This window comes from Sporanaerobacter sp. (assembly GCF_047830725.1).
Lineage (GTDB): Bacteria > Bacillota > Clostridia > Tissierellales > Sporanaerobacteraceae > Sporanaerobacter.
The window spans coordinates 1,370,434-1,394,789 of the sequence record NZ_CP181252.1 but is presented as its reverse complement, the minus strand read 5'-3'; the positions used below and the strand labels follow the sequence as shown (position 1 = coordinate 1,394,789).

Genomic DNA, 24,356 nt, shown 5'->3' with positions numbered 1-24,356 from the left:
ATTAATTAATATTTATTTATATCATGGTTTTTTCTTAAACTATAAGAAAAACTTCCATATTTCAAATTGATGTTGACATTTATATTGCATTAGAAAATGATTTCATTATTTCTTCTTTAGTCTTAGCTTGTCTCATCTTTAAAAGAATAGACTTGTCCTGAAATATTGACATAAGTTTTTGCAACATTTCAATCTGGCCTTTTGGCTCGTCTAAAGCCATCATAAAAATTATATTTACATTTACATTTTCCTCAGGCATTCCCATCATTTGAAATACAACTGGATTTTTCAACACTCCAATAGCCATGGCACCTTTTTTTACATGAATAGCGTCTGTATGAGGTATTGCAACTCCTACTTCTTCTGTTGGTAAACCCGTTGGAAATACCTTTTCTCTATCTAATATTGCATTTATATAGCTTTCTTTTACATATTCCCTTTTATATAATTCTTTGGCCATTTTTTCTATAGCTTCTTCTCTATCCTTTGCTTCAATATCAATAAAAATTAATTCTTCTTTTAAAAGTTCCATTGGCTCCTTCATCAAATTACCCTCCCAAACAATTGTATTATTTCATCAAATTTAGTAGATTTTTTTAATTTTTCATAGTTCCCTTTCTTATGGAAAAAATCACTTATTTCTCTCACAAGTTCAATACAACTTTCATCAAAAGCAAGCAATGCTACAACTCCTGTTTTTTCTCCATCCCAATCTATTTCATTTTTCAATATACCTAAACCAATTCCAGGTTTTATAACTCCTGCTGGATCTCCATGAGGAATTGCTACTCCTTTAGTTAAATTTGTTGAACCCATTCTTTCTCTATCTACTACTGAACTAAAAAAGCTCTCATTAACATAATTGTTTTCATAAAGAAGTTCAGAAAGTTTTTTTATAGTTTCTTCTTTTGAACTTGCCTCAATGTTAAATATCGTTGTCCTAGGATCTAATATATCTATAAGTTTTAATTTTTTACTCCTATTTACATCTGATTTAGTATCAAATAAAACTTCTTTAATTTCCTCTTCAATGTTGCCTGATATAATGTTTTCTAATGGTATATATGGTATTCTATCTATTTTAGGATCTACTGTTCCTATAATAGCCAGTATCTCATTGGTCTTTTCTATATTCTCTATTATTATATTTACATCTTCATATACAGCACCTATAGGAATTATATTTACTGACTCATCATATTCATTAACTAAATCCTCTATCAATTCCTTTATCTTTTGAGCTGATCCTTGACCGGTTATGCACATTGTCAAAATAACTTTAGGTTTATTTTTATCTTTTCCTTTTCTAGTTGTCAATTTTGTTGCATATTTAGGTTCTTCTTCTAATGCATCTGCAATTTCATCTAAATCTGCATCAGGAAGAATAGATCTTCTAACCGCCTCTACAACCATCAAAGTATCAGTTCTTGCAATACTCCGAGTTCTAATTCCAGTTCTTTTAGTTATCAATTCTCCAAAAGTCACTAAGGACCCCATATCCACCAGTAAAAGAACTCCTTTGCCTTCATCTGCAATTTTAGCCATTTCTGTAGCTCTTCCCAAGGCCACTTCTGGTTTTTCATCTAGAGCCATTTCTATAGCCTTTACATGATTTACACCTAGTAGCTTATTGGCCACTTCAGCCATACCACTTGCGACATTTCCATGGGATATGAGTATTACGCCTACTCGTCCTTCAACTTTGTTTTCTTCTTCTCTTGTCATTCTCAAATACATTGTTATAAATCCTGCTTCATCCTCTGAGAGTTCTACATTTAATTCTTCTTCAATAATATCTACCATCTCTTTTGCAACTTTAAATTCTTCTTTATACTCTCTTTTTATTTTGTCAATTTGTGGATTTTTTGCTTCTTTCCCTTGTTTAACTCTTTCAATAGTTGTACTCAAATGAGCAGCCAATACATAATATAAATCATCAGCATTTATTCCTAATCTCCATCTAGCTACTTTGATTATCTTCTCAACCACATTCATTATTTCAGGCCCAACTATTTTCATTAAATCCTTTTTTTCCAAAGGCCTTGTGTTGCGTCTAACTTTATTCATTAAATCCTCTAATTTACCTTCCATTTCAACTCCAATGATATGATTTATAGCCTCTTGATTTATATTCTGTTCATTTAGCTCATTATATCTATTTTCAATATATCCATATATTTCATTTGGAAGAATATATAAATTTTCATAAGGTGTCATCTTCATAGGATTATTGTCAGGATGTATGACTATATCTATATTGCCCGTCAATTCTTGCATTTCTTTTCTATTATTTCGTATCTTAAGCAGACCTTTCTTGGCACTCAAAGGTAATTCATTTATACTAACTTCCATTACATTTCCACGATTCACGACACAGTTAAGAAAACTTCTAGCACAAGATACCTGTATATCACTTCTAAGCTGTCCTATGTTTCCTGGACAATCATATAATAGCAATGCTCCTAGTGCCTCATTTGTAACCTTAACTGAATTTTGCGTCCTATTAGCTTCTTTTCTGTAAAATTCTTTTATTATATCTAATCTTTCATTCAATGGCCTCTCACTTAAAGTCGGAAGTTCAATTACCATTGGAATTCTTCTTCTAAAAGTAGCCAACAATGTTGAATCTGGATTTTCAGTAGTAGCTGCAATGATTGTAACTTGCACATGCCTCTCTTTATTTGTCTCCCCTAGTCTTCTAAATTTGCCCTTATCTATAATATAAAATAGCAATTCTTGACCTTCTGGAGGTAAGCGGTGAACTTCATCTAGAAAAATAATACTTTCATTGGCTTTTTCTACCAAACCTTCCTTATCTTCTTCTGCTCCTGTAAAAGCACCTTTTGCATAGCCAAACAATTGAGCCATGAGAAGTTGGGGATTATCTGCATAATCTGCACAGTTAAATATAATAAAAGGCATTTCTTTAGAAATAGTTCCAGACTCTTTAGCAAATTCATACATTGCAGCAGCTAATTCACTTTTACCTACTCCTGTAGCTCCTAATATTAGTGTATGAAGACCATGAGGAGGATAGAGTACAGCTGCCTTTGCCAATTGAATATGTGGTTTTAAACTGCCTTCTGAACCTATGATATTTTTAAAAGCTTTATAACCCTCTTCTGGTTTGTTTAGACTAATTGAATTTGTTTTATCATTTTGTATAGAATTGTCAACGTTCTCATTTGTATTTTTAATACTTCCTTTTTTTTGAGTCTCGATTTCTTTTTTGCATTCCCTGATAGTATGCCTAGAAACCTTAAATCCCATATCATTTACTTTTTGAGTCAAGTCTCTTTCTGAAATATTTTCATTCTTCTCCAATATAGAATTTACCACATCAACTAGATTGTTCATCCTTCTTTCTCTGGAATTTGGTATGCCCAACTCATTTCGCAAGTTTGTTACCAATTCTCTGCTCACTTGAAGAAGATCTGAAATTTGTTCATCTGTATAAGGATTTTTTTTATCTTCTCTTTCTATTAGTCTTTTTAATTTTTCTTTCATTCTTATCATCCTCACTTGTCATATATGCAATCATCGTGCCAACATTATGAAACCATTTTCCAGGTTGAATTTTAAATATTTTTAACAGCTATATAACATAAAAATCCACACTATAACTAATTGTACCATACTTTGTAACTATATATACCGCAATAGCTTACTAATTCAACCACTTTTTTCTGAAAGTAAGGCATAAAAAAGAACCTATCTATTCTCCCCAGTATTTTTTGATAACGTAACTCACGCCATCTTCACTATTTGATAAAGTTATAAAATCTGCACTTTTTTTAACAATACTTAATGCATTTTCCATTGCTATTCCCACACCTGCATATTCAATCATAGAAATATCATTTTCTCCATCTCCAATAGCTATTATTTCATCTCTACTTATACCATAGCTTTCTGCGATTTTAGCCATAGCATGTCCCTTGCTTGCTAAACTATTATATACTTCTAAAAAAAACGGAAGCGAAAACTCAGCCTTAATATCATCTTTATATGCTGATAAATTTTTTTCTTTAAACATAGTCAATATTTCATTGTCTCCTGATTGCAATATTTTCCCTACATTTCCCCACAAATTGTTTTTATCAAGAAATTCATATAAATTTCCTACTTCTTCTATTCCGCTAGTAGTATATTTTTCAAATAATTTAAATCTATCATCATCTTTATTGGATACATATAGCTTATTCCTTATGAATACTACATTGTATATGTCTTTTTCTATACATATTTCAATTATTTCTCTTGTAACCTTAGAATCTATATTTTGTTCATATATTACTTGTTCTCCTGTATAATCTGTAATTATAGCCCCATTAAATCCTACCAAGCAATCCTTTAATCCTACCTTTCTACCAATAAGGGCTATAGAAGAAGGCTCCCTTCCTGAAACCAATATGATTTTTACACCCTTATCTATCAGCTTATTTATATTTTCTATATTAGTTTTAGATACCTCATGATTTGGATCTAAAAGTGTACCATCTAAGTCTAATGCAAGTATTTTGTACATGTTTTTCCTCCTTTTTTAATCTAATGCTGCATTTAGCCCAGCTACATAGCCAGATGACCAGGCCCATTGAAGATTGAAGCCTCCGCAATCTCCATCTATATCAACTATTTCTCCAGCGAAATATAAATCCTTAATCAATTTAGATTCCATGGTTTTGCTGTCTATTTCATTTGTATCTACCCCTCCAGCAGTAACTTGAGCATCAGCCCAAGATTTACTTCCAACTACCTGAAATCTCCAATCTGTCAAAACATCAGCTATTTTCTCTATTTCCTCATTGGATAAATTTGCAATTTTTTTATCTTTATCAATATTTATTTCTCTTAAAATCACATTTATTAACCTTTTATTTATGAGCCCAATAAGACCAATATCAATATTTTTTTTTGGCATATAGCTAAATCTCGTCTTCAAGTATTCAAACAATTCTTCTTTTTTCCTGCTGTTTATTATAGATATTTTAAGTATTGGCTTTTCTCCTCTACTTAAAATTTCTAATGCACTCCTACTCAATTGCAATATTGGCGGACCCGATATGCCATAATTGGTAAATAAAATGTCCCCTGTATCTTCTTTTATAACCTTTCCCTTATGTAAAAGAGTTGCTGTACCTACTACTTTCACTCCATCAATGGCCTTTAGAAAATCTCCCTCTAATTTCAATTGAACCAATCCCGGAAATACTTCTACTATATTATGACCAAATTTTTTTGCTAAAGTATACCCATTCCCATCAGAACCAGAAGAAGGCATGGCTTTTCCACCTGTAGCCAATATAACTGCATCTGCATTTTTTGTTCTTCCATCCTCAAATGTTACTAAGAACTTTTTCTTAGCCTTCTCTATACTCTTTACATAAGCATCGCATACAATATCTACTCCAAGTTCTGCCAATTCATATCTTAAAACGTCTAGTACGCTTGATGCTTGAAAGGATAAAGGAAATACCTTCCCATTGTCTTCTATTGTATGAGCAATCCCTAGTCTTTCAAAAAAATCTATAGTTTCTTTTGCTCCAAATTGAGAAAGAGGACTGTATGCAAATTTTGAATTTTTCCCATGATAATTTTTAATATCTGTAAACACATTTGTATAATTGCATCTGCCATTTCCCGTAGCCAATATTTTTTTACCTACTCTTGCATTTCTTTCAAGAACAACTACATTTGCCCCTTGTCTTTTTGCTACAATTGCAGCCATCATACCAGCTGCTCCACCACCAACAACTATTATATTCTTAACTTTCATAGCAAAACTCCTTTTAATTTTATCAATCTTTATCTATTATATCAAAAAATAATATCTTTAAAACAAAAATAAAGATCTTCCCTAATTTAAAGGAAGACCTTTATTTTATATTACTTATATATTATTTATTTACGTTTCTATTTAGCAATGCATTTAGCAACACACCTACTATAGCTGCAAAACTCAAACCTGAAATTTTTACACTTTCATTTATAGGTATTCCTATAACTATTCCAAATTTCTTTTCTATTATACTACTGCTAAGACCTAAAACTATTATCGAAGACATAACTATTATATTCTTCCAATTGAACTTTACCTTATTATTTTTTATAGTCTGTACTCCTACTAAAGATATCATACTAAAAAGCATTATACTTATTCCGCCCATTACAGGTACTGGTATTGTATTTAAAAATGATCCCACTTTTGAAACAAACCCCAGTGCTATAGCAAATACTGCTGCTAATCTTAAAGTAGATGGATCATAGTTTTTAGTTAGTGCAAGAACCCCTGTGTTTTCTCCATAAGTTGTATTTGCAGGTCCTCCTACAAGTGAAGCAGCCATAGTTGCAAGACCATCTCCAAGTAATGTCCTATTTAGTCCCGGATCTTCTATAAAATTCTTTCCTACTACTTGACCATTTGTAGTGATATCTCCTATATGTTCCATGAATACCGCTAGTACTACTGGTGCTATTATAGCGATAGCTCCTATATCAAATTTAGGTGAATTGAAAGGTGGCAATGAAAACACTGGACTTTCCTTTACTAGATTTAAGTCTACTAAACCAAGTTTCAAGGATACCAAGTATCCAACTATTACTCCAGTTAAAATAGCCAATTGCTTAAAAAATCCTTTTCCTTTAAAATTTACAAGTACTGCGACTCCCAATGTAATTCCTGCTACTAAAAAATTGTTGCTAGCCATATTTATTGCCGTTGGAACAAGATTCATTCCTATAACTATAATCATTGGTCCTACTACTTGTGAAGGAAGATATTTTTCTATTTTTTCTACACCTATTTTCTTAATCAAGAAAGATATTATTACATATATAAGCCCTGCTACAAGCATTCCACCTTGTGCATAAGATAAATCTCCATTGTACATTTCTTTTACAGTTAAAATCACTGGTATAAAAGCAAAGGATGAACCTAAAAATACTGGTACTTTTCCCTTTGTACATAGGTGGAATATAAGTGTTCCCATTCCTGCTGAAAAAAGAGCTATGGATGGATTTAGACCTGTAAGCATTGGAACTAATACCGTAGCTCCAAACATAGCTATTAAATGTTGAAGTGCCAACACCACTTTTCTTGATGAACTTTTAAGACTTATTTCTTCTTTTGTATACACATTCTCTTTAATCACATTTTCAGTCATAAAAAAACCTCCTATTTTTAGTTTTAAGGAGATTTTCTAATCTCCTTTTTCAGCCTCACAGGACTGAGTTAAAAGGTTCACAATATTTGATTGCAATAAAAAACTTCTTGCAGCTAGCAAGAAGTTTTGTTTAAAACCCGTTCTATCACAATCTTGCCAGTCTCACAGGACTGAGTTAAAGATTTGTGTTCCTTTTTTTCTTTTCAATTATAGCACCATATTCCCTTTATTGCAATATTTATTTTACAATCTCCTAAATATTTCTTCCTCCTCAAGACCTTCCATTTTAAGTCCTTCTTCTATTTGTGCCAATATAAGATTTTTATCTTTATTTAATGTTCCTCCTAATGCTACATAATTGGAAGCGTGATTGCTTCTAAAAATACAATTATCCACATTTAACCTTTTTACAAATTCTCTAGTTTCCAAAAGAACTTCTTTAGGAGTCAGCAATTTAAATTTTCCATTCAAAACATCATCATAAAATTCTGTCCCTTCTTCTACTAAAAGAGTTAATAACCCTATATAATCAGGATTCATTTCATTTACCACTCTAGCAGATTCCACTACATGTTCCATAGAATGTTCTTTCCCTCCAAGACCAGATATGAGAGTTATGGAAAGTAAAATATCTGCTTCTTTTATTTTTCTACCCGCAGCAATCATTTCAAAAGAATTGACTCCCTTTTTTATTTTTTCAAGAATTAAATCACTCCCAGATTCAACTCCAAGATAAACAATTCCAAGACCTAATTTTCGTAGTTCTATAAGCTCTTTTGTACTCTTTCCAAGTATAGATTTAGGTGAACCATAAATTCCTACTCTCTTACATTCAGGGAAAATTGTTTTTATTGCTTCTAATATCTTTAACAATTCTTCCGTCTTTATAATCAATGCATCTCCATCAGCTAAAAATATTCTCTCTACTTTACTATACTCCTGTCTTCCCAAAATTAAATCTTCTATTATATTTTCAGTTCTTCTTATTCTAAAATTTTTTTCTTTATACATAGAACAAAAAGTACATCTATTTTGAGAACATCCTATAGTAGCCTGAACTATAAGGCTATATGCTTCACTAGGAGGTCTATAAACAGTTCCCTCACATCTCATATCTCCACCTCTAATTACATTTAGAATATCCACAATTCATGCATATCGTACAACCACCTTCATGCCCTATGGGACTTCCACATTCTGGACATAAAGCTGAACTTTTTTCTTCTTTTGTACTAGAAAACTCATCTATAATATCTTCATCTATAGGATCTTCCACTTGTACACAAGTATCCATTGCTTTTTCCAATGCTTTCCCTATAGCATCTGGACAAGATAGTACTTTTATATCTTTGTTTGTGGCTTTTTGCCTTAATGTAGAATGGCATCTAATTCCCTTTAGTTGTTCTATTATTTCCTTTACATCCATACCTGATCTTAAAGCTATAGATATAAGTCTACTAGTAGCTTCGCTTTGACTTGGACAACCTCCTGCTCTCCCTAAATTTGTAAATACCTCACATATCCCATTTTCATCATAATTGACAGTTATATATAAATTTCCACATCCTATCTTTACCTTTTCAGTTATACCCCTTGTTATTTCTGGCCTCAGCCTTGGCTTCACAAGTGGAAGATTTCCTACAGCAACTTCTCTCTTCTTTTCTTTCTTTCCAGTACTTAGTACTTGATTTTCTCTACTTCCATCTCTGTAAATAGTCACACCTTTACAACCCAATTTATAAGCTAGCATATATACTTCTTCTACATCCTCTTTTGTTGCTTCATTTTTAAAGTTTACAGTTTTAGAAACAGCATTATCTACATGATTTTGAAAAGCTGCTTGCATCTTTATATGCCAAAATGGTATTATATCATGAGCTGTAACAAATACCTTCTTTACATCTTCGGGTATTTCTTCGATATGTTGAATAGTCCCTTCCCTAGCTATTCTCTCCATCAATTCTTGTGAATAAAACCCTCTTTCTTTAGCAATCCTTTCGAAATATGGATGTACCTCCAGCAACTTGTCATTATCCATTACATTTCTAATGAAGGATATGGCGAATAGTGGTTCTACCCCACTGCTTGCTCCCGCTATAATACTTATAGTTCCCGTTGGAGCAATGGTAGTTGTAGTTGCATTCCTCATCTTCATTCCAGTTTCATAATAAGTACTCATTTCATATGCTGGGAATACTCCTCTTTCTTCTGCCAATCTCATAGATTCTTCTTTAGATATTCTATCAATGAAACCCATCAATTTATCCGCCAAATTCACAGCCTTATCTGAATTGTAAGGAATACCTAAATAAAACAATAAATCCGCAAATCCCATAACTCCAAGACCTATTTTTCTCGTCTTTTTAGTCATCTCATCTATTTCTTTTAGAGGATATTTATTCATATCTATGACATTATCTAAAAAATGTACTGAATTTCTTACAGTAGCTTCTAATTTATCGTAGTCAATTTTATATCCATTTGAATCTTCTACTACCATCTTAGCTAAATTTATTGAACCTAAATTGCAAGATTCAAAGGGCAAAAGTGGTTGTTCCCCGCATTGGTGAACCACTATTCCATTACAAATCATAGAATGTGTGGTAGGCTCTGTCAAATCATATACTGTTTCTTTTCCAATATAGTCAGTAGAAATAACCATATCATAGTTTTTTTCTTTATAAAAAGACTTAAATTCTATGCTCTCAAGAGCTCTTTGTTTTTTCTCACTCATAAACCCTATAGTTTTTGCAAATCTATCCCGTGATTTTCCGAATATAGCCAATTCATACAACACACCATCACAATCATACTGCCTCTCCTCACCACTTACAGTAGTATATTTAAATACTCCTTCTCTTGGCTCTCTGGAGCGATCTAATATCGTACTCTTTATTCCCAAATTGATCAATAATTTTTGCACACCTTTTAATAATTCTTTACTTTTAGATGTTAGAACCACCCAAGAACTATTTGCTTTAGGATTGTCTCTAACACTTCCATCCGCTGTAAATAAGGCTTGCAAAAATCCTACAACTACCTCATATGGAGCATTATATATACTTTGAGGCACTTCTTTTTCCTCTGATTTAACAGGTTTTACCCCTAAATCTTTGAAAAATTCTACAAAGTATTTACTATGATACGAAAGATGATAAACACCATTTTCTCTTTCAACTTCTTTGATATCTTTACCATACATATTATTTACAATTGGTTTTAAATAATTTAAAATCTCTGTATCATCTTCTGAGAAAACAAACCCTACTCTCGGATTTTTAGGATCATCCCTTAACCAACCATCACCGATAATCCAACCTAAAGTTTGCCCAAGTTCCTTAGACCACTCATTAGGCAGATTCAACTCGTACATTCTTCCATCGCCACCAATATAAGTATTTTCCGTTCTAAAAGGAAGATTGTACTCTTTTGAAAAAACTCCTTCTCCAGATTGTATTAAAACTTCATCACCATTCTTTATTTCACTAAGTTCTTTCCAACCTTCTGGTGTTAAAAATCTATGATCATAAGTAGCTTTTATTTCATAACCAGATTTTGTAGTTAACTTGAATACATCCTTTTCTCCATTATTATATACCTTAGTTATTGCATTAAAGGAAACACCATCACATTCCATACATGGAATAGTCTTAGCAACACTTCCACCATTTACTACTTCGTATTGAGTCATAGGCACTCTATCGTCAGTAGCTATAACAAGTCCACCATTCTCATATCTTTTATATATTTCATCAATCCTCATCAAACCATATTCCGTTGAGACATAAGTATCTCCAGTAACACATGGGTTAGTGCTTTCTATTTCTCCCAATTTTCTTACAGGGCTCGTTTTATTTATTCTATCTAAAAATACTATTCCAGGTTCTCCTGTACTCCAAGCCATTTCTACAATATGTTTAAATACCTCTTTAGCATTTAAACTTCCTACAGGCTTTTTAGTATGAGGATCTATCAAATCATAATCTTCTCCATTTTGAACAGCTTCCATAAACTTTTCAGTAATTCCAACACTTATATTGAAATTAGTTATCTCACTAGTATCTCTTTTGCACTCGATAAATTCCATTATATCAGGATGATCTATTCTCAATATTCCCATATTTGCTCCTCTACGAGTGCCCCCTTGTTTTACAGCTTCAGTAGCTGAATTGAATACCTTCATAAAACTAACAGGGCCAGAAGCAACTCCTCCAGTTGATTTAACTGAAGAACCTTTTTGCCTAAGTCTTGAAAAACTAAATCCAGTACCACCACCGCTTTTATGTATTAAAGCTGCATTTTTTATCGCATCAAAAATTCCCTCCATAGAATCTTCTACTGGCAATACAAAGCAAGCTGACAATTGCCCAAGTTCTTTTCCTGCATTCATAAGAGTAGGTGAATTTGGTATAAATTCCAAATTAGTCATCATAGTGTAAAACTTTATAGCAGTTTCTTTTACATTTGCATCTTTATCATATATTTTGTCTGCTTCAGCAATAAAATTTGCTACTCTTTCAAACATTTCCTCAGGAGTCTCTAAAATTTTTCCGGTATCATCTTTCGTCAAGTATCTTCTTTCAAGGACTTTTCTCGCATTATCTGTAAGCTCCACAAAAACACCTCCAACAACTATATTTAGTATGCATTTTTCTCAATAATACAATCTATTGTAACATCATAAAAAAAAACTGTCAAAAGAGTTTAATAACAGTTTTTTTTGATATATATATATATATTCTACTTATTTAATTAATTTCCTTAGTTTTAGTTATATTACCATACTATTTTCTTTTATATCCATTTATTGTATATTTATTTGATGCATTCCAAAATATCCATTCTCTTATACCGCTATCATAACAAGCCTGTATTTGAGCTTTTATCTGCTTTTCTCCATATTTTATGTAATGAGAACCATATTGTTTTTTTAACCAAGGAGCTGAAAAATCTTGAAGCCAAGGCCTTATAATAGCTTTTCTATCATCTGCATGAATATTATCTATTCTATTTACAGCAGTTGCGACACTCTTATAGACTATTTTATATGGCTCTGCATCTGGATACTTAACTCCATAACTACCCATTGCATAATGAGATGGATAAACCATAGGCGATACAATGTCTACGCTTGTAGCTATAGTTTCTAAATACTGTCCTAACCCCATATCATCTTCTGCAGTTGTTACCAATCCGAAGACATCTGCCGACACATAAACTCCTAAAGGCTCTAGTCTCTCTCTAGCATACTTAAGAAATTCTCCAATTGCCTTTTCCATAGTAGTATCTTTTATAGCTTGTCCATAATCTATAAAATCTCTTTTCCCATCAGTTGGAAATCTTACATAATCAAATTGAATTTCTTTAAATCCCTTAAGAGCCGCTTCTTCAGCTATTTTTATAGGATATTCCCAAGACTTTTTGTTGTAAGGATTGAGCCAAGCATCTCCTTTGTTGTCTCGCCATACAGTTCCATCTTTGGATTTAATAGCTAAATCAGGTCTTTTACTTGCTAAATTTCTATCTTTAAAAGTTACTATTCGAGCTATAGGGTATATATCTTTTTCTCTCAATATATCCATCACTTCATCAATATCTTCAATTCTAATATTGTTTGTTGCCCCTATATCTTTTAGATACTCTAAATCGGTATTGTATGTTATTTCTCCTAAATCATCTTTTATATCTATAACTACTGCATTTATCTCTGTAGCATCAATAAATCTTATCAACTCATCAAATCTATCTTTATATCCTACTGTATTTCCTGTAAGATATATACCTTTTACTTCTACTTTTTCTTTATATGGAGCCCAATTTGTATCTGGTTGAACTAAAAAATCTTTTTGAGAAAAACCTGCAGAATGTGAATAGTTGTCAATATGAAAAATAAAAACCAAAATAATTATTGTGGCAAATATGAATATGCTTCTATCTCCTTTTTTCAACAATTTCACCTCACAATTCTAATACCCTATTTCTTCTAGTACTTCCTTCAAGGTTTCTTCTACATATTCTCCTTTTCTATATTTTCTCATAGTCACAATAATAGATGGTTGATTTCCGCTATTGTATACTTTTTTTATACAAGTAGGTCTCTCTACAAAGCTTCCCAATTGAGTAAAATATTCATCGTAAAATACAAAAGTAGGTATTCTCACAATATTTTCTTCAATATTAAAAACTTTAAAAAAATCTTTATTTTCTTCCTTCCCAACTATAGAAATGTGGATATTTTCATTTATTTGTCTCATCTTTTCCACAATAGGAACATTTATCATACAATCCGGGCACCAAATTTCTGCACAAATCAAAATATTTATCTTTTTGTCTATGCTTTTTATTCTTTCTATACTTTCTTCTTTAAAACTTAAACTATCATAAATTTCTAAAGTCTTCTCTCTATAAGAATTTGAATCCATATTTACAAAATCTTCAAATGAAACTCCTCTTTCAAATATTTCTTTAGCCTCCATCTATAACCACCCCTTTATATTTGTATATAATATATTGTATTGGTCAACTAAGTAAATTATAATATATAAATGTTTTGATTACAATAAAAGCCCTACCTCGACCTACGAGATAGAGCTTTTGTTTTTATGTAATCTGGCGATGTCCTACTCTCCCAGGGCGTTGCCACCCAAGTACCATCGGCAGCTAAAGAGGCTTAACTTCTGTGTTCGGTATGGGAACAGGTGTGACCCTCTTGCTATAATCACCAGGTAAAGCCTTTCGGCAATTGTAAATTACAAATGAACTACATTCGCAATTTTTTCAAAATCTTGATTTTGAAAATCTAACACAGTAAGATAATTGGTCAAGCCCTCGACTTATTAGTATCCCTTAGCTAAAGATATTGCTACCCTTATACCTGGGACCTATCAACCAAGTGGTCTACTTGGAGTCTTACCTTAAAAAGTGGGAAATCTCATCTTGAGGGGGACTTCGTGCTTAGATGCCTTCAGCACTTATTCCTTCCAGACATAGCTACTCAGCTGTGCCTCTGGCGAGACAACTGATGCACCAGCGGTCTGTCCATCCCGGTCCTCTCGTACTAGGGACAGCTCCTCTCAAATTTCCTACGCCCACGACGGATAGGGACCGAACTGTCTCACGACGTTCTGAACCCAGCTCGCGTGCCTCTTTAATGGGCGAACAGCCCAACCCTTGGGACCTACTCCAGCCCCAGGATGAGACGAGCCGACATCGAGGTGCCAAACCTCCCCGTCGATGTGGACTCTTGGGGGAGATAAGCCTGTTATCCCCGGGGTAGCTTTTATCCGTTGAGCGATGGCCCTTCCACTTGGAAGCCACCGGATCACTAAGTCCAAGTTTCCTTCCTGCTCCACTTGTAGGTGTCGCAGTCAAGCTCCCTTCTGCCTTTACACTCTTCGCACGATTTCCGACCGTGCTGAGGGAACCTTTGAGCGCCTCCGTTACTCTTTAGGAGGCGACCGCCCCAGTCAAACTGCCCAACTGACAGTGTCCCAAGACTGGATTCACAGTCTCTGGTTAGAATTTCAGCATTGCAAGAGTGGTATCCCAAGGTTGACTCCACCAAAGCTGGCGCCCTGGTTTCCAAGTCTCCCACCTATCCTGTACAAGCAATACCAAAATCCAATGTCAGCCTACAGTAAAGCTCCACGGGGTCTTTCCGTCCTGTCGCGGGTAACTCGCATCTTCACGAGTACTACAATTTCACCGGATCCCTTGTTGAGACAGTGCCCAAGTCGTTACACCTTTCGTGCGGGTCGGAACTTACCCGACAAGGAATTTCGCTACCTTAGGACCGTTATAGTTACGGCCGCCGTTTACTGGGGCTTAAGTTCAGAGCTTCGCTTGCGCTAACCCTTCCCCTTAACCTTCCAGCACCGGGCAGGTGTCAGCCCCTATACATCGTCTTTCGACTTAGCAGAGACCTGTGTTTTTGGTAAACAGTCGCTTGGGCCCATTCACTGCGACCAATCAAGGCTTACGTAGCAAGTACTTCACCTCAATTGGCACCCCTTCTCCCGAAGTTACGGGGCTATTTTGCCGAGTTCCTTAACAAGGGTTCTTCCGCACATCTTAGGATTTTCTCCTCGCCTACCTGTGTCGGTTTGCGGTACGGGTACCTAACATACTCGATAGAGGCTTTTCTTGGCAGTGTGGATTCAGCTGCTTCGCTACTTAATTTTCGCTCCCCATCACTTCTCAAGACTCTCCTACGGATTTGCCTATAGGAGCTCTCTACAAGTTTGGACGCACTCAACCAACGGTGCGTTCAGCCTATCCTCCTGCGTCACCCCATTTCTCAAACGCATGTAGGTAGTACAGGAATCTCAACCTGTTGTCCATCGCCTACGCCATTTGGCCTCAGCTTAGGTCCCGACTAACCCTGAGAGGACGAGCCTTCCTCAGGAAACCTTAGGCTTTCGATGGGTAGGATTCTCACCTACCTTATCGCTACTCATGCCAGCATTCTCTCTTCTGTACAGTCCACCACTCCTTACGGTATAGCTTCAGCCCGTACAGGATGCTCCTCTACCGATGCAAATGCATCCCACAGCTTCGGTGATAGGTTTGAGCCCCGGAAATCTTCGGCGCAAAGTCACTCGACCAGTGAGCTATTACGCACTCTTTAAATGAGTGGCTGCTTCTAAGCCAACATCCTGGTTGTCTGTGTAACCTTACATCCTTTTCCACTTAACCTATACTTAGGGACCTTAGCTGGTGATCTGGGCTGTTTCCCTTTTGACCACGAAACTTATCTCCCGTAGTCTGACTCCCAAGAAACATGACTATGGTATTCGGAGTTTGATAGGTTTTGGTAACACTACGTGCCCCTAGACCATTCAGTGCTCTACCCCCACGTCACTTATCTTGAGGCTAGCCCTAAAGCTATTTCGAGGAGAACCAGCTATATCCGGGTTCGATTGGAATTTCACCCCTACCCACAGGTCATCCGATAGTTTTTAAACACTAAGCGGTTCGAGCCTCCACGAAATTTTACTTTCGTTTCACTCTGCCCATGGGTAGGTCACCCGGTTTCGGGTCTACGATATACAACTAAACGCCCTATTAAGACTCGGTTTCCCTACGGCTCCACTACTTAATAGCTTAACCTCGCTATATATCGTAACTCGCTGGCCCGTTCTACAAAAAGTACGCGGTCGCACATATAAAGTGCTTCCACTGCTTGTAAACATAGGGTTTCAGATTCTATTTCACTCCCCTCCCGGGGTTCTTTTCACCTTTCCCTCACGGTACTTCTTCACTATCGGTCACCAGTTAGTATTTAGCCTTGGGAGGTGGTCCTCCCTGCTTCCCACAGGATTTCACGTGTCCCGTGGTACTCTGGATCACGGCTATAAGCTATTTTGTTTCGCCTACAAGACTATCACTTTCTATGGTAGGCCTTTCCAGACCTTTTCGACTACAAAATATACTTATTTTATGCCGGTCCACAACCCTCATAGAGAAAACTCTACGAGTTTGGGCTCTTTCCCGTTCGCTCGCCGCTACTTAGGAAATCGAATTTTCTTTCTCTTCCTCAGGGTACTTAGATGTTTCAGTTCCCCTGGTGTTCCCTCATCTACCTATGTATTCAGTAGATGATACCTAAAGTTTGTTTAGGTAGGTTTCCCCATTCGGAAATCTCCGGATCAAAGCTTGCTTGCAGCTCCCCGAAGCGTATCGGCGCTTACCCCGTCCTTCATCGGCTACTGGTGCCAAGGCATTCACCCTATGCTCTTATTAGCTTGACCAGTGAAAATTGTATTATATATAAGACAATTTTTTCTTACTGTGTAGTTTTCAAAGTTCAATTTGAAATTTTCAACCCTTTGGGTTGAAAATGGTGGGCCTGGGTGGACTCGAACCACCGACCTCACGCTTATCAGGCGTGCGCTCTAACCACCTGAGCTACAAGCCCTTAACAGTATGAAACACATCGCAGTTTCGCAACTCAAATCTATTACTCCCTAAGGTCGTATAGATTTGGTGCTCATTGCGTTTGACTTAACTTGCTCACTTACGTTCACTAAGTTAGGTCATAATCTCCTTAGAAAGGAGGTGATCCAGCCGCACCTTCCGATACGGCTACCTTGTTACGACTTCACCCCAGTCATTGACCCTACCTTCGGCGGCTGCCTCCTTACGGTTAGCTCACCGACTTCGGGTATTGTCAACTCCCATGGTGTGACGGGCGGTGTGTACAAGACCCGGGAACGCATTCACCGCGGCATTCTGATCCGCGATTACTAGCAACTCCGGCTTCATGTAGGCGAGTTGCAGCCTACAATCCGAACTGGGATCGGTTTTGTGGGATTAGCTCCTTATCACTAAGTGGCTGCCCGTTGTACCGACCATTGTAGCACGTGTGTAGCCCAGGACATAAAGGGCATGATGATTTGACGTCATCCCCACCTTCCTCCGATTTGTCATCGGCAGTCTCTTTAGAGTGCACAGCCTAACTGTTTGCAACTAAAGACAAGGGTTGCGCTCGTTGCGGGACTTAACCCAACATCTCACGACACGAGCTGACGACAACCATGCACCACCTGTCTCCCCAGTCCCCGAAGGGAAGGAACTATCTCTAGTTCGGTCCGGGGGATGTCAAGCCCTGGTAAGGTTCTTCGCGTTGCATCGAATTAAACCACATGCTCCGCTGCTTGTGCGGGTCCCCGTCAATTCCTTTGAGTTTCAGTGTTGCCACCGTACTCCCCAGGCGGAGTGCTTAATGTGTTAACTGCGGCACCGAGGTTTGACCCCCGACACCTAGCACTCATCGTTTACGGCGTGGACTACCAGGGTATCTAATCCTGTTTGCTCCCCACGCTTTCGTGCCTCAGCGTCAGTTACAGTCCAGAGAGTCGCCTTCGCCACTGGTATTCCTCCTAATATCTACGCATTTCACCGCTACACTAGGAATTCCACTCTCCTCTCCCGTACTCAAGCCTCACAGTTTCAAATGCTTACCACGGTTAAGCCGTGAGATTTCACATCTGACTTACAAGGCCGCCTACGCACCCTTTACGCCCAATAAATCCGGACAACGCTCGCCCCCTACGTATTACCGCGGCTGCTGGCACGTAGTTAGCCGGGGCTTCCTCCTAAGGTACCGTCATTATCGTCCCTTAGGACAGAGCTTTACGATTCGAAAACCTTCATCGCTCACGCGGCGTCGCTGCATCAGAGTTTCCTCCATTGTGCAATATTCCCCACTGCTGCCTCCCGTAGGAGTCTGGACCGTGTCTCAGTTCCAGTGTGGCCGTTCGCCCTCTCAGGCCGGCTACCCATCGTCGCCTTGGTGAGCTATTACCTCGCCAACTAGCTAATGGGACGCGAGGCCATCTTGTACCGCTAAATCGCTTTGACTTGAAAGTCATGCGACTTTCAAGTGTCATAGGGTATTAATCCCGGTTTCCCGAGGCTATCCCCTAGTACAAGGCAGGTTCCTCACGCGTTACTCACCCGTCCGCCGCTAAGAAATACATAATTCCATCCGAAGATTTCTTTATATATTCTTCGCTCGACTTGCATGTGTTAGGCACGCCGCCAGCGTTCGTCCTGAGCCAGGATCAAACTCTCATAAAAAAAGTTTTACCTGTCTTAAAAAATTTAATTAAACTCAAGGATTGTTTCATACTGTTCAATTTTTAAAGTTCACTGTTGACTTTGGTGTCAACTCTTAAAACTATAGCAGATTTTGATTCCAATGTCAACAACTTTTTTTGAAATCCATCACTTTTTTTGAATCGTTCTTTCAACTCATTTTGTGATGGATTTTTATCATACACCTTTTTTATTCCTATGTCAACATTTTTTTATTAATTTTTTTAATTCTTGTAGATCATCTAAATACACTTTTTTTAACTCTCTCCGGTATATAACTGCTGCTGGGTGATATAGAGGAAATACCATGTACTCTTTACCTTTTATATTAGCTTTAAGGGCCTTCCCATGAACTTCACCTATTTTAAAATTATCTTCAAATATACCTTTAATAGGAGTATTTCCAAGAGGCACTATTATTTCTGGGTCTATGATATCAATTTCTTCAATCAGATATTTTTTAAATTTTTCAATTTCAATATTAGTTGGTGTTCTATTTACTACTCCATCCGTCTTTGTACTCTTTTTTGTAGGTCTATATTTAACTACATTTGTTATATATAACTGTTCTCTCTCAATATCTAAAACTTCAATGAACTCATCAAGATACTTTCCTGCCTGCCCTACAAAAGGCTTCTTTAGTTCCACTTCCTTTGCACCTGGTGCCTCTCCTATGAGCATTATTGAACAATCTAGATTTCCATCACCAAATACAATATTCTCATTTGTATAATCTTCAAGAATTCTCTTGTTTAAACTCTGAATTCTCTCATGCTTCAAATAAATCATCCTCTCTAGTGCATATCTTTTATTTCCATATATTTTGCCTTTATGCTCTTAAAATCTTCCCATGCTCCTCTTTTTTTACTCTCATCTCTCAATAGTGCTGCTGGATGATATGTGGGCATTATGTAAAATTTCCCTTTCTTGACCCATATTCCTCTATCAGTTGTCACTTTGAAATCTGAACTAATTATATTCCTTGCAGCCACTGCTCCTAAACAAACTAGTATCTCTGGATTTATTATCTTTACTTGCCATCTTAAATATTCTATACAGACCTTACTTTCATTCTCTAATGGATTTCTATTGTTTGGTGGCCTACATTTAACAATATTTGCAATATATACTTCTTCTCTTTTAAGATCAATTGCTTCAAGCATCTTGTCAAGAAGTTGGCCTGCTTTTCCTACAAAAGGCCTCCCCATCTGGTCCTCGTAATATCCCGGTCCCTCTCCTATAAACATGATTTTTGCCCGTTTATTTCCCTCTCCAAAAACAGTATTGGTTCTACCCTTATACAATTCACATCTATTACATTTTGAAACTATGTATCTTAATTCTTCCAATGTATACATACAAATCGCCTCTTGACCATGAACTTTCTCTAATTATATCATAAATTTTTTAAGTGTTTTATTTATTAAAAAACAAATAATCCAAAAAAATGATAAAGTGAGTCAAATATTTGGCTCACTTTATTCTTCATCATTTTCATTATTTTCATTATCTATTGGTTTCATTGTTGGAAATAGTATTACATCTCTTATGCTTGACTGATCAGTTAATAGCATGATAAGTCTATCTATTCCTATTCCAAGGCCTCCTGTTGGTGGAAGACCTACTTCTAGAGCGTTGACAAAGTCTGTATCCATCATATGAGCTTCATCGTCCCCTAATTCCTTTTGTTTTAGCTGATCTACAAATCTTTGTTTTTGATCTATTGGATCATTTAATTCGCTGAAAGCATTTGCTATTTCCCAAGTATTTATAAATGCTTCAAATCTATTTGTCTTTCTTGGATCTTCTGGATTTCTCTTAGCAAGTGGAGAAACTTCTACAGGGTGGCCTATGACAAATGTAGGTTGAACTAAATGTTCTTCACAAAATTCTTCAAACATTTCACTGATTACATGCCCTCTTGTCATACCAGGTTTTATTTCTATACCTTTTTCTTTAGCTACTTTTAATGCTTCTTCATCAGTATTTATATTGCTAAAATCTACTCCTGCATATTCTTTTATTGCCTCTTCCATATCAAGTCTTCTCCAAGGTGGAGTCAAGTCTATTTCCTTACCTTGATATGTTATAACTGTTGAACCTAATGTCTTCTCTGCTACATAAGCTACCAAATTTTCTGTTAGTCTCATCATTTCTTCATAGTCTACATAAGCTTGATACAATTCTATATTTGTAAATTCTGGATTATGTTTATAATCCATTCCTTCATTTCTAAACATTCTACCCATCTCATATACTTTATCAAACCCACCAACTATAAGTCTCTTTAAGTAAAGTTCATTAGCAATTCTTAGATACATATCTATGTCTAATGCATTGTGATGAGTAATAAAAGGTCTGGCATTTGCTCCACCAGCAATAGTACTAAGTATAGGTGTATCTACTTCTATAAATCCTCTATCATCTAAAAATTCTCTTACAGCTTTTATAATCTTTGAACGCAATATAAAAGTTTCTTTGACTTCAGGATTCATTATCAAATCTACATATCTTTGTCTATATCTCAAATCTGGATCCTTAAGTCCATGAAATTTTTCGGGTAAAATTTGAATAGATTTACTCAAAAGAATTATCTTTGTAGCCCTAATGGAAATTTCACCTGTCTTAGTTTTAAATACTTCTCCATTGACACCTACAATATCACCAATATCGTATAACTTAAATAGTTCATACTCTTCTTCTCCTAAAAGATCCTGTTTAACAAATATCTGTATTCTTCCTTGGCTATCTTGAAGATCTAAAAAACTTACCTTTCCATGTCCTCTTTTAGACATAAGCCTTCCTGCTACTGCAACTTCTTTGCCTTCCATTTCTTCGAATTTTTCTTTTACCTCACTACTATAATGAGTAAAATCAAATTTTTCAATAAGAAAAGGGTTTCTTCCCATTTCTATAAGTTTTCCTAATTTTTCTCTTCTTAAAACCAGCATCTCATTAAGGTTTTCTTCCGTACCTGCCATATAAAATCCTCCTTATTTTTATCTTGCTATACTAAGAATTTCGTATTTAATTTTACCATCTGGCACTTGTACTTCTACAATATCGCCTTTTTTCTTTCCCAACAGTGCGTTCCCAACAGGAGATTCATTTGAAATTTTGCCTTCATAAGGATCTGCTTCAGCTGACCCAACTATAGTATACTCTATTTCTTCATCATATTCCAAGTCCTTTACACAAACTTTAGAACCGATACTCACTCTGTCTGTTGATATATCTTCATCATCAATAACTTTTGCATTTCTAAGCATATTTTCAAGTTTTACAATTCGTTCTTCCAACTGAGCTTGTTCATTTTTAGCTTCATCATACTCTGAATTCTCACTTATATCTCCAAAAGCTAATGCTTGCTTTATTCTTTCTGCCACTTCTTTTCTTCTAACAGTTTTCAATTCATCCAATTCATCTTCCAATTTTTTTAACCCTTCTACAGTTAAAAAAACATCTTTTTCAGTCATTTTTCTCTCTCCCTTTCTTTTATTTGTTCCAAGCCCAATTGGCCTAAACTTTAAACCCCATTACACTTTATATGGAGACTATTATAATTTAGCTGCAATTTATTGTCAAGTACCTATATGTGTATTCTATTTCTTATTTTATTTTGAACCAATTCTTCTAAAGTATATTTTTGATTTCTTACTAGAACTTTCTCAAAATCTTTTATATCGTATCTATTAAAAACTTCATATTTATGAGAAGGTATCAAATTTTCAGTATGGAAAAATTCTTTTTGCCTAATTAAATATTCCCAGTTAAATAAAAAATCTTCTATTGTTATTACATTTTTATTTATGTTATTTATTTCTTCTGAAAAAACTTTCTCAGTACTTAAATCAAATACAATAGTTTTACTCCTCAATTTTTTTATATTTACAGGAATATTATCTTTAAAATTGATAATTATATTATAATTCATCAATATTCTATCAACATTTTGTGAATAAAATATTGACAATCCCGTGTCATTGTAAATTTTATCAATGCTTTTTTGAACATTATCTTTTTTATCTCCTAATATAGTCAAAAATCTAATCTCTTTAGAAAGCCTTTCTATCAATTTATAAGGTAAATTGCTACTATCGCTTATGATTAGTATTTCACTATTCGACAGTTTTTCATCGCATAAATGCAACAGTTCTTTTAATACATAGGGCAAAAAATATATAAATACATCTACTCCATCTGCTATTTCTAATCCCGTCTGTTCTTTGATATAACATCTATCTTGGCTGTCAAATATATAAATATCATCATATAAAATCTTTTTTGTTTGATCTGATTTAAAAAACTTTGCTACGTTTATTACACCATTTATATATTCTTCTTTGGTCATTTCAATATTTTCTAAAAAAATTCCAATTCCTCTACCTAATATATCTCCTTTTTCATTAGTAAAATCGACGACTTCTTTTGGCTTCATTTTTTTTAACCATATTTTAGGTATATACTTGTACATGCCTCTTCTTAAATATCTAGTATATATTTCTTGATTAAGTATATATAAAAACTCAAAACATAACAATCCCCCTATTAAGTATTTTAGTATTGTATTATATGAGCCAAATACTACAGGTATTCTTTAATTTTATTGTTCTTGCTTCTTTAAGCTATCAGAATAGTCAAGTAAAAGTGTTTTCATACCCTCTAATGTTTGAATGGTGTTTATACTATTCTTTATCTGATTTGAACCCTTTAGCCCCTTTAAATACCAAGCTATGTGTTTCCTCATTTCTCGTACTCCAATCTTTTCCCCTTTGAAGGCACAAGCTAATTCCAAATGCTCTATAGCCTTTTCTATTCTTTCATAATCCTTAGGATAGTTAACTTTTTCGCCATTCATATATTCTAATATATTTTTAAATATCCAAGGGTTACCTCTAGCTCCTCTTCCAAGCATTATGGCATCACAATTTGTGTATTCTAGCATCTTCATTCCATCTTCTACTGTAAATATATCTCCATTACCTATAACTGGTATGGAAACAACTTTCTTTATTTCTCTTATGATGTCCCAATCTGCCTCTCCTGAATAGAACATATTTCTTGTTCGTCCATGAATAGTTATAGCACTTACACCTTCTTCTTCGGCTATTTTAGCTATCTCTACCGCATTTATATTGGAATCATCCCATCCTTTTCTTATTTTAACCGTGACAGGCTTTTTGGATACATTCACTATTCCCCTGATTATTTGTCTAACTAAATCCGGCTTTTTCATAAGGGCACTTCCTTCTCCATTTTTAACTATCTTTGGTGCTGGACAACCCATATTTATATCAATAATATCTATATCACCTCTATCATTTAAATATTTACCGACCACTTCACTCATAATAGATGGTTCTGAGCCAAAAATCTGTATAGCTATTGGTCGTTCTCTTTCATCTACACTTGTCAATTCTTTAGTTTTTTCATCTTTATAATAAAGTCCCTTACAACTTATCATTTCTGTATATACTAGACTAGCCCCCATATCTTTGCATATTATTCTAAAAGGTAAATCTGTAACTCCTGCCATAGGAGCTAAAAAAACATTTCCTTTTAAATTTACGTCTCCTATTTTCAACATCATCACCT

At 35.3% G+C, this 24,356-nt stretch carries 16 protein-coding genes, 1 tRNA gene and 3 rRNA genes; all 20 read right to left on the bottom strand.

The annotated features are described in order from the left end of the window. Positions 1-79 precede the first annotated feature (79 nt). The gene (locus tag ACFWUA_RS06725; RefSeq protein ID WP_416197290.1) at positions 80-544 is read right to left on the bottom strand and encodes a PTS sugar transporter subunit IIA; all 465 of its coding nucleotides are present in this window, start codon (positions 542-544) and stop codon (positions 80-82) included. Next, complete coding sequence (locus ACFWUA_RS06720; protein ID WP_416197289.1) at positions 544-3,507, bottom strand: sigma 54-interacting transcriptional regulator; 2,964 nt, start codon at positions 3,505-3,507, stop codon at positions 544-546. The genes ACFWUA_RS06725 and ACFWUA_RS06720 overlap by 1 nt, the downstream gene beginning before the upstream one ends. Before the next feature lie 208 nt (positions 3,508-3,715). Then, the gene (locus ACFWUA_RS06715; RefSeq protein WP_416197288.1) at positions 3,716-4,528 is read right to left on the bottom strand and encodes a Cof-type HAD-IIB family hydrolase; all 813 of its coding nucleotides are present in this window, start codon (positions 4,526-4,528) and stop codon (positions 3,716-3,718) included. Positions 4,529-4,543: 15 nt separating this feature from the next. Next, the gene (locus ACFWUA_RS06710) at positions 4,544-5,776 is read right to left on the bottom strand and encodes an NAD(P)/FAD-dependent oxidoreductase (protein WP_416197287.1); all 1,233 of its coding nucleotides are present in this window, start codon (positions 5,774-5,776) and stop codon (positions 4,544-4,546) included. Positions 5,777-5,897: 121 nt separating this feature from the next. Further along, entirely contained in the window at positions 5,898-7,163 is a 1,266-nt protein-coding gene (locus ACFWUA_RS06705) for a uracil-xanthine permease family protein (protein WP_416197286.1), read from the bottom strand. A 243-nt stretch (positions 7,164-7,406) separates the two neighbouring features. Then, positions 7,407-8,276, bottom strand: coding sequence for a radical SAM protein (locus tag ACFWUA_RS06700; protein ID WP_416197285.1), 870 nt, complete (start codon positions 8,274-8,276; stop codon positions 7,407-7,409). A 10-nt stretch (positions 8,277-8,286) separates the two neighbouring features. After that, a complete protein-coding gene (locus ACFWUA_RS06695) occupies positions 8,287-11,778 on the bottom strand; it encodes a ribonucleotide reductase N-terminal alpha domain-containing protein (protein WP_416197284.1) in 3,492 nt (1,163 codons plus the stop codon). 169 nt (positions 11,779-11,947) lie between these two features. Continuing rightward, positions 11,948-13,111 (bottom strand): putative glycoside hydrolase, encoded by a 1,164-nt coding sequence (locus ACFWUA_RS06690; RefSeq protein ID WP_416197283.1) that lies wholly within the window; start codon positions 13,109-13,111, stop codon positions 11,948-11,950. A gap of 18 nt (positions 13,112-13,129) precedes the next feature. Further along, positions 13,130-13,639 (bottom strand): thioredoxin family protein, encoded by a 510-nt coding sequence (locus tag ACFWUA_RS06685; protein WP_416197282.1) that lies wholly within the window; start codon positions 13,637-13,639, stop codon positions 13,130-13,132. A gap of 131 nt (positions 13,640-13,770) precedes the next feature. Then, positions 13,771-13,889, bottom strand: a 5S ribosomal RNA gene (gene rrf / locus ACFWUA_RS06680). 90 nt (positions 13,890-13,979) lie between these two features. After that, positions 13,980-16,912: ribosomal RNA gene (locus ACFWUA_RS06675) — 23S ribosomal RNA — on the bottom strand. A 90-nt stretch (positions 16,913-17,002) separates the two neighbouring features. After that, a tRNA-Ile gene (locus ACFWUA_RS06670) sits at positions 17,003-17,079 on the bottom strand. Between the two features lie 133 nt (positions 17,080-17,212). Next, a 16S ribosomal RNA gene (locus ACFWUA_RS06665) occupies positions 17,213-18,743 on the bottom strand. Together the 16S, 23S and 5S rRNA genes with 1 tRNA gene alongside form the textbook arrangement of a ribosomal RNA operon. A gap of 62 nt (positions 18,744-18,805) precedes the next feature. Beyond that, on the bottom strand, positions 18,806-18,946 hold the full coding sequence (locus tag ACFWUA_RS06660) for a hypothetical protein (RefSeq protein WP_416197281.1): 141 nt from the start codon (positions 18,944-18,946) through the stop codon (positions 18,806-18,808). A gap of 16 nt (positions 18,947-18,962) precedes the next feature. Then, complete coding sequence (locus ACFWUA_RS06655; RefSeq protein WP_416197280.1) at positions 18,963-19,541, bottom strand: uracil-DNA glycosylase; 579 nt, start codon at positions 19,539-19,541, stop codon at positions 18,963-18,965. A gap of 14 nt (positions 19,542-19,555) precedes the next feature. Beyond that, positions 19,556-20,119 (bottom strand): uracil-DNA glycosylase, encoded by a 564-nt coding sequence (locus ACFWUA_RS06650; protein ID WP_416197279.1) that lies wholly within the window; start codon positions 20,117-20,119, stop codon positions 19,556-19,558. 120 nt (positions 20,120-20,239) lie between these two features. Then, on the bottom strand, positions 20,240-21,742 hold the full coding sequence (lysS, locus tag ACFWUA_RS06645) for a lysine--tRNA ligase (RefSeq protein WP_416197278.1): 1,503 nt from the start codon (positions 21,740-21,742) through the stop codon (positions 20,240-20,242). A gap of 18 nt (positions 21,743-21,760) precedes the next feature. Further along, positions 21,761-22,237 (bottom strand): transcription elongation factor GreA, encoded by a 477-nt coding sequence (gene greA / locus ACFWUA_RS06640; RefSeq protein WP_416197277.1) that lies wholly within the window; start codon positions 22,235-22,237, stop codon positions 21,761-21,763. A 113-nt stretch (positions 22,238-22,350) separates the two neighbouring features. Next, positions 22,351-23,301 (bottom strand): hypothetical protein, encoded by a 951-nt coding sequence (locus ACFWUA_RS06635; protein WP_416197276.1) that lies wholly within the window; start codon positions 23,299-23,301, stop codon positions 22,351-22,353. Between the two features lie 63 nt (positions 23,302-23,364). Then, the gene (gene dusB, locus ACFWUA_RS06630; RefSeq protein ID WP_416197275.1) at positions 23,365-24,348 is read right to left on the bottom strand and encodes a tRNA dihydrouridine synthase DusB; all 984 of its coding nucleotides are present in this window, start codon (positions 24,346-24,348) and stop codon (positions 23,365-23,367) included. Positions 24,349-24,356 lie beyond the last annotated feature (8 nt).